General features: G+C 79.0%; 2 pseudogenes. Both read right to left on the reverse strand.

The window, feature by feature from the left end:
• Positions 1-778: pseudogene (locus EF918_RS35900) on the reverse strand (hypothetical protein); the annotation flags it as partial.
• Between the two features lie 98 nt (positions 779-876).
• Positions 877-1,224: pseudogene (locus EF918_RS35905) on the reverse strand (AAA family ATPase); the annotation flags it as partial.

Consider the following 1,224-nt stretch of genomic DNA (forward strand, 5'->3'; position numbering starts at 1 on the left):
TGCGCACCGGCAGGCCGTTGGCCGCGTGGACGTCCCGGCCGAGCCGGACGGCCAGCGCGGCGGCCATGCCGACGAGGGCGGCCGGGTCGGCCCAGGGGGCGCTGAGCAGCGGACGGAGCCCGGCCGCGGTGGCCTCCCGTACGGGTTCCAGCCGTACGGGGTCCAGCAGTTCGGCCGCGGTGAGGGCGGGCCGGTGCGGTGTGCCCACGCCGACGAGGAGGTCGCCGGGCCGGACGCCGATCAGCGCCTCGGTCTCCGCCGGCACCGGCCCGAACCAGATCCCGCCCGGCACCGGCCGGGGCGCGTACGCCTGGCTGCCCGGCAGGACGTCGGCCGGCGGGTCCGTGCCGGGGCCGTCGCCCGGCACCTTCGGTGGCCAGGCCGGGCCCAACGGCCTGCTGGGTGCACCCGGTTCCGCCAGCCACCAGCCGCCCGGCGGGCCGATCCGGACGGAGCCGTCGGGGCCGATGTCGACCATGCCGTCGGGGGCGATCACGGGGAACCGGGCCTCCGCGGCCAGCCGTTCGAGCGGACGGAAGCCGTCCGGGCCGGACGCCGCGGCGAGGCCGGACGCGGCCAGGACCAGCCGGGCCGCGCCGCGGCCCGTGCTGAGGGCGACCAGGTTCGCCAGGTCCCGGCGGAGCACCTGCGCCGCGTCGGACGCGGCGGCCAGCACCAGCACCGCGTCGGGCAGCGGAGCGAGCCCGCTCAGGGCCGCGGCCAGCCGGGGGTCCGGCTCCTCGGGGCCGATCACCAGGTGCGCCCCGACGGGCGCCAACGTCGACCCACCGGCCCGGACGGCCCGCCCGGCCCGGACGGCCCGTCGGGCACGGCCCTGCCGGGCCGGTGCGGTACGTCCGGGTCCTGGCGGTCGGCGCCCGCTCGCCAGGCCGCGATGGCCTGGGCCCGGCCGATGGAGTCGTACTCGTAGAGACCGTCGCGCAGCGTGGTCCGGCTGACGATGCCCCACTGGAGCACCCGGCCGAGGCCGAGTTCGCGGGCGACGAGGTAGGCGAGGGTGGACTTGCCCACCCCGGGAGGACCCGACACCAGCAGCGGACGGCGCAGCAGCAGAGCGGCGTTGACGGTGTCGATCTCCTCGTCCCGCAGCCCGGGCCGGGCGTCGTGCGCACCCAGCCGGCGCTGCAGGGCGCGGTCGTCGTCGGCGGGGGCGGGCTGCGGGACGAGGAGATCGACACCGTCAACGCCGCTCTGCTGCTGCGC

It is taken from the genome of Streptomyces sp. WAC06614, from assembly GCF_003949795.1.
Taxonomy (GTDB): Bacteria; Actinomycetota; Actinomycetes; order Streptomycetales; family Streptomycetaceae; genus Streptomyces.